7 protein-coding genes are annotated in these 6861 nt (G+C 62.5%); 4 read left to right on the plus strand and 3 right to left on the minus strand.

The features are described 5' to 3' along the window. Window positions 1-960 carry an L-threonine 3-dehydrogenase gene (locus tag ACO550_RS35945; RefSeq protein ID WP_315597140.1) on the minus strand — a complete coding sequence of 320 codons (960 nt, stop codon included), beginning with the start codon at window positions 958-960 and terminating at the stop codon, window positions 1-3. Further along, on the minus strand, window positions 957-2159 hold the full coding sequence (gene kbl / locus ACO550_RS35950) for a glycine C-acetyltransferase (protein ID WP_315597141.1): 1203 nt from the start codon (window positions 2157-2159) through the stop codon (window positions 957-959). Before kbl ends, ACO550_RS35945 begins: the two co-directional genes overlap by 4 nt. 98 nt (window positions 2160-2257) lie before the next feature. On the opposite strand from kbl, the gene ACO550_RS35955 reads away from it, so the two are divergent. Then, a complete protein-coding gene (locus ACO550_RS35955) occupies window positions 2258-2857 on the plus strand; it encodes a helix-turn-helix domain-containing protein (RefSeq protein WP_315597142.1) in 600 nt (199 codons plus the stop codon). 57 nt (window positions 2858-2914) lie between these two features. On the opposite strand, the gene ACO550_RS35960 is transcribed toward ACO550_RS35955, so the two are convergent. Continuing rightward, a complete protein-coding gene (locus ACO550_RS35960) occupies window positions 2915-3586 on the minus strand; it encodes a GntR family transcriptional regulator (protein WP_315597143.1) in 672 nt (223 codons plus the stop codon). A 118-nt stretch (window positions 3587-3704) separates the two neighbouring features. Between ACO550_RS35960 and pruA the strand changes: the two genes are divergently transcribed. From pruA to ACO550_RS35975, 3 genes are all read left to right on the plus strand, one after another. After that, window positions 3705-5330 (plus strand): L-glutamate gamma-semialdehyde dehydrogenase, encoded by a 1626-nt coding sequence (gene pruA / locus ACO550_RS35965; RefSeq protein WP_315597144.1) that lies wholly within the window; start codon window positions 3705-3707, stop codon window positions 5328-5330. Between the two features lie 37 nt (window positions 5331-5367). Then, window positions 5368-6576 (plus strand): ABC transporter substrate-binding protein, encoded by a 1209-nt coding sequence (locus ACO550_RS35970; RefSeq protein ID WP_315597145.1) that lies wholly within the window; start codon window positions 5368-5370, stop codon window positions 6574-6576. 110 nt (window positions 6577-6686) lie between these two features. Continuing rightward, window positions 6687-6861 (plus strand): ATP-binding cassette domain-containing protein (locus ACO550_RS35975; protein WP_315597149.1); only part of this gene is annotated, 175 nt, incomplete at its 3' end.

Consider the following 6861-nt stretch of genomic DNA (forward strand, 5'->3'; position numbering starts at 1 on the left):
TCAGGCGGCAGTGACAGCCTGCGTCGCGCGCAGGTTCGCCAGCATGTCGTCGACCATCTGTCGCAGGTCGAAGCGTGGCTGCCAGCCCCAGTCGCTACGCGCGGCACTGTCGTCGATCGAATCGGGCCAGCCCTCCGCAATGGTCTGCCGATAGTCGGGTGCATAGCGGACCTCGAAGCCGGGCACACGCTGACGGATCGCGGCCGCAATCTCGGCCGGCGTGAAACTCATGCCCGCAAGGTTATAGCTGCCGCGTTCACGTACGCTTTCGGCTGGCGCCTCCATCAGTTCCAGCGTGGCGCGAATCGCATCCGGCATGTACATCATTGGCAACCGTTCATCGGCTTCGAGAAAGCAGGTATAGGCCTCGCCCCGTACGGCGTAATGGAAGATATCCACGGCATAGTCCGTGGTGCCCCCGCCGGGCGGCGTCTTGTGCGAGATCAGGCCCGGATACCGTACGCTGCGTACGTCCACGCCATGATTCTCGTGATACCAGCGGCACCAGCCCTCGCCCGCCAGCTTCGAGATGCCATAGACCGTGGTCGGTTCCATGACTGTCTTCTGCGGCGTGTCGACGCGCGGCGTGGTGGGGCCGAATGCGGCGATCGAACTGGGCCAGAATACCCGCTCGATGCCGTGGTGCCGCGCGGCTTCGAGCACGTTCAGCAGGCCCGTCATGTTCAGGTTCCAGGCCCATTGCGGCGCCTTTTCCCCGGTGGCGGACAGCGCCGCCGCCAGCAGGTAGATCTGCGTGATGCCGTGGCGTTCGATCACGGTGGTCAATTCACCACGGTCGGTCACGTTCAGCATTTCATGGGCAATATGCACGTGGCGACTGGTCGGCACCACGTCCGACGTGACCACCTGTTCCCGCCCATGGCGCTCCGCCAGTGCCAATGCGAGCTCCGAGCCGAGCTGGCCATTGGCACCAACGATCAGGATCTTGGGTGCAGTCATTGAATCAACCCCAGCTCTCGTCCAGCCTTTGCAAACGCGTCGAGCGCCACCTGCAACGTGCCTTCATCGTGTATCGCACTCAACTGCACGCGAATACGCGCCTGGCCCTTCGGTACCACGGGATAGAAGAAGCCCACCACGTAGACACCCAGTTCGAGCAGCCGCTCGGCCAGTTGCTGCGCCTTCTCGGCATCGTAGACCATGATCGGCACGATCGGATGGTCGCCCGGCTTGATATCGAATCCCAGCCTCACGATGCCATCGCGGAAGAACTTCGTATTGCGCTCGAGCTTGTCGCGCAGTTCGGTGCTGCCTTCGAGCAGGTCCAGGACGGCAATGCTGCCACCGACGATCGCCGGTGCCACGGTGTTCGAGAACAGGTAGGGGCGTGAGCGCTGGCGCAGCAGTTCCACCACCTCCTTGCGGCCTGAAGTGAAGCCCCCCGATGCGCCGCCCAATGCCTTGCCGAGCGTGCCGGTAATAATGTCGATCTTGCCGAACACGCCGCGCGCCTCATGCGTGCCGCGGCCGCGCTGGCCCATGAAGCCGGTTGCATGGCATTCGTCGATACCCAGCAGCGCACCGAATTCATCGCAGAGCTTGCGAATCTCGTCGAGCCGGGCCACCGTGCCGTCCATCGAGAACACACCATCGCTGAAAACCAGCTTGAAGCGCGCGCCATCGGCATCGGCCTGCTGCAGTTGCGCGCGCAGGTCATCCAGGTCATTGTGCTTGTAGCGATAGCGGCGCGCCTTGCTCAAGCGGATGCCGTCGATGATCGACGCATGATTCAGTTCGTCGCTGATCACCGCATCGTCGGGCCCAAGCAGTGTTTCGAACAGGCCGCCATTCGCATCGAACGCCGAGCCGTAGAGAATCGTGTCCTCGGTGCCCAGAAAGCGCGCCAGGCGCTGTTCCAACTGCTTGTGCAGGTCCTGCGTGCCACAGATGAAGCGCACCGAAGACATGCCGTAGCCATGCGTGCGGAGCGCCGCATGGGCGGCTTCCATCACCTTCGGATGCGCCGACAGGCCAAGATAGTTGTTGGCACACAGGTTGATGACTTCGCGGCCGTCCGCGGTACGGATGGTTGCGCCCTGCGGCGTGGCAATGATTCGCTCGCGCTTGTACAGCCCAGCGTCGCGGATGGCATCCAGTTCCGCACGGATCGATGCATAAAAAGCCTCGGCACTCGACATGGCCAGACTCCCGGTGGTAGTGTCTCGGATCATTCGATCGATAAATCGAACGTGTTCTATATAACGAACGTGTCGTGCACTATAACGAACAGATGTCGATGACGCAACCCTCCCCCGCCAAACCGCCAGCCGCCACCGAAGGGCCACCTGCGGTTGGCAGCGCACTGCAGGCGCTGCGGCAAAGCCAGCAACTGTCGCTGGACGACCTGTCGCGACGCGCCGGTGTCTCCAAGTCTATGCTTTCCCAGATCGAACGGAACCTGGCCAATCCCACGGTAGCGGTACTGTGGCGGCTGGCGAACGCGCTGGGTGTAAGCCTGACCGATTTCCTGGCGCAAGGCGCGGCCGCACCGGCGCCGGCCATCACCGTGGTGCAGCCGCATGCGATTCCGGCGCTCAAGAGCCCGGACACGCGCTGCGAACTGCGCATCCTGGGGCCAATCGACCTTGCGGGGCGTTTCGAATGGTACGAACTATCGATCCAGCCCGGCGGCGTGCTGGCATCCGATGCGCATGACACCGGCACGCAGGAACACCTGTCGGTGCTTAGCGGTGCGATGACGGTGCGATCAGGGGGAGACGAGAAGAAGCTCAAGCATGGCGAGACGGCACGCTACGGCGCGGACGTCGCGCATGCGATTGCCAACCCGGGCAAGAGCGTGGCAACCGCGCTGCTGGTGGTGGTGCATCCGGGTTAAAGCACCGCATTGTTTTGCTCCCCTCTCCCGCCACGCGGGAGAGGGGAGAAAACCAAATCAATCTTCTTCCTTCATCCGTTCGCTGGCCAGCAGGTTGCGCTTGGTCTCCAGGATGTGTTCCTCGAGCAGTTCAGCCACTTTTTCCGCGTCGCGCGCCTTGCAGGCTTCCAGGATGCTGTAGTGATCCGATTGCGGGCCTTCCTTGCCGGTAGCCAGTGACATCTGCTCGTGCGTGTAGCGGTCCGTATTGAGGCAGAACTCCTCGATCAGCCGCCGCAGCTTGCGGTTGTTGGCAGGCGCGCATAGCGCCAGGTGGAAGCGCCGGTTGTACTCGGCCCACTCCACCAGCGACTCCGACTTCGAGTACGCGTCGAGGATCTCCTGCATCTGCTGGAAGTCCTGCTGAACCATGTTCGGCACACCGAGCCGCGCCGCATGGCATTCCAGTGCCACGCGGATATCGAGCAGTTCGCAGATCTGCGTGACATCCATGCCGGACACCACCGCGCCACGATTGCGCTGGTAAGTCACCAACCCTTCCGTTTCCAACTGTCGTAGGGCTTCCCGCACGGGAATCCGGCTCGCGTTGAAGCGTTCCGCCAAGGCGTCCTGACGCAATTGCACGCCGGCAGCGAGCGTGCCTTTCAGGATTTCGTAGCGAAGCTGGTCGCGAATGATTTGGGGTAAACCCTTGGTAGGAGCGCTTGCGCGGCCCGGTTGCGTGGACATGGGAGGTGCTGGAGATCGGTGTGCGATTCGAGTGAAGCCCCTATTGTGCCTGAATATTTGCGCTGCTATATTGGATCCAATTTAGAAATTTAGATATCCAATAGCAATTACAGCGTATATGTCTGCAAACAATTCCTATCCAAAAACCACTAATGAAACAGTCCTGTCGTATGCGCCCGGCTCAGCCGAACGCACCGCGCTGATCGCGGAACTGGACGCACAACAAACCCGCATCCTGGACGTGCCCGCCGTGGTAGCCGGCGAGCGCATCGCCAGCAGCAGCACCGCTGACGTACGCGCGCCGCATGTGCACGCCAAACTGCTGGGCAGAATCCACAACGCCGACAATGCAACGATCCAGTCCGCCATCGAAGCGGCCGTCGGCGCGCAACGTGACTGGAGCCAAGCCACGCTGGCCGAGCGCTCGGCCGTATTCCTCAAGGCGGCCGACCTGCTGGCCGGTCCGTGGCGAGCAAAGCTCAATGCCGCGACGATGCTTGGCCAGGGCAAGACCGCATACCAGGCTGAAATCGACGCGGCCTGCGAGCTGATCGACTTCCTGCGTTTCAATGTCCAGTTCGCGCATGAACTGGCGGCCGGTCAGCCGATCTCGTCGCCGGGCCTGCGCAATCACCTCGAGTACCGTCCGCTGGAAGGCTTTGTCTACGCGGTAACACCGTTCAATTTCACCGCCATCGGCGGCAACCTCGCGATTGCACCGGCGTTGATGGGCAACACGGTGCTCTGGAAGCCGGCTGCCACGGCATCGCTGTCGAACTACCTGTTCATGGAACTGCTGGAAGCCGCCGGCCTGCCAAAGGGCGTGATCAACTTCGTGCCGGGCGATCCGGTGGCGGTCAGCAATGCGGTGCTGGAACGGCCGGAACTGGCAGGTATCCACTTCACGGGATCGACGGCCGTGTTCGACACGCTGTGGGGCGAGGTCGGCCGCAATGTGTCGCGCTACCGCAGCTATCCGCGTCTGGTCGGCGAAACGGGCGGCAAGGATTTCGTGCTGGCGCACGCCTCGGCCGATGCCGAGACGCTGGCAGTGGCGCTGCTGCGTGGCGCGTTTGAGTACCAGGGCCAGAAATGCAGCGCCGCATCGCGCGCCTATGTGCCGGCGTCGCTGTGGCCGAAGGTTCGTGAGCGCCTGGTGGCAATGGTCGAAACGATCCGCATGGGCGACGTGACCGACTTCACCAACTTCATGGGTGCCGTGATCGACCGCCGCGCCTTTGACCGTATCAACGGTCATTTGCAGCGTGCTGCCGATGACAGCGGTGTCAAGGTCGTGAGTGGCGGCAAGGGCGACGACAGCGTCGGGTATTTCATCGAGCCGACCGTGCTCGAAGTCGACGACCCGCGCCACACGCTGATGGAAACCGAACTGTTCGGCCCGGTGCTCAGCGTCTACGTCTACGCCGACAAGCAGTGGCCCGAAGTGCTGACGCTGGTGGACGGCACCAGCCCCTATGCATTGACCGGCGCGATCTTCGCCACCGATCGCGCTGCCATTGCGCAGGCATCCGATGCGTTGCGCTTTGCCGCGGGCAACTTCAATATCAATGACAAGCCAACCGGCGCCGTGGTCGGGCAGCAGCCGTTTGGCGGCGCGCGGCGCAGCGGCACCAACGACAAGGCCGGTTCTCCGCTGAACCTGCTGCGCTGGGTATCGCCGCGCACCGTCAAGGAAACGTTCGTGCCACCGGTCGAATACCGCTACCCGCACATGGCAGCGTAAGCCAGATTTCAAGCCACACCACCACGGAGAGAAAAAGATGAAGCGAGCCACCCTGTTGTCTGCCCTGGCGTTCAGCCTGACCATATTCGCCGGCGCGGCAAATGCAGCCATTTCCGGCGATACCGTAAAGATCGGCGTGATGACCGACCTGTCGGGCGTGTACCTGGACTACGCCGGCAAGGGTTCCGTTGAAGCAGCGAAGCTGGCTATCGAGGACTTCGGCAATGGCCTGCCCGGCAAGAAAATCGAACTGGTCACCGCCGACCATCAGAACAAGGCCGACATTGGCAGCGCCAAGGCGCGTGAATGGATCGACCGCGACGGCGTCGATGCCATCGTCGACCTGCCGAACTCGTCGGTCGCGCTGGCCGTCTCGCGCATTGCGTCGGAGAAAAAGCGCATCTCGCTGATCACCGGCGGCGCCAACCTGCGTCACACCAATGAGGAATGCTCGCCGTATATCGTGCATTGGGTATATGACACGTACGCGCTGGCCAACGTGGCCGGCAAGGCGATGGTCAAGCAGGGCCTGAAGAGCTGGTACTTCATGACCGCCGACTATGCGTTCGGTGCATCGCTGGAGACCGCCACGGCCGATGTTGTCAAGTCGTCGGGCGGCACGGTGGTAGGCCAGGTCAAGCACCCGCTGAACGCGTCGGACTTCTCGTCGTTCGTGCTCCAGGCGCAGGCTTCGAAAGCACAGGTGGTGGCGCTGGCCAATGGCGGTGGCGACACCATCAATGCGATCAAGGCCGCCAACGACTTCGGCCTGCCGAAGAACCAGACGCTGGTGGGCCTGCTGATGACGATCAGCGACGTGCACAGCCTGGGCCTGAAGCTCACGCAAGGCATGAAGATGACCGATGCCTGGTACTGGGACCTGAATCCGCAAACACGCGAATTCGGCACCCGCTTCTTCGCACGCATGAAGCGCATGCCGAACATGGTCCATGCCGGCACGTACTCGGCGGTGCTGAACTACCTGAAGGCCGTGCAGGCCACCGGCAGCGACGACTCCGACACCGTCATGGCCGCGCTCAAGAAGGCAAAGATCAACGATGCGTTTGCCAAGAACGGCTACATCCGCGCCGACGGCCGCATGATGCACGACATGTACCTGATGGAAGTCAAGAAGCCGGCCGAATCGAAGACGCCGTGGGACTACCTGAAGCTCGTGGCCACCGTGCCGGCCGAAGAAGCCTTCCAGCCGCTGTCGCAATCGCGTTGCTCGCTGGTGAAGAAGTAAAACACGCGCATCGGGTTGGGTGGTGGGTCGATTGACGGCCTGCCCTCTCCCCCAACCCCTCTCCCGCACGCGGGAGAGGGGAGCCAACCACGCATTCTTTTACGCATCAGATGACCACCAACGTACTGGAAGTCCGCAACCTGACCAAGTCCTTCAAGGGCTTTTCAGCGGTCAGCGGGGTGGACCTGCAGGTGCGTCGCGGTTCGATCCATGCCTTGATCGGACCGAACGGCGCGGGCAAGACCACCTGCTTCAACCTGCTTACCAAATTCCTGGAGCCCACCA

The sequence above is a fragment of the Cupriavidus sp. genome, from assembly GCF_057315035.1.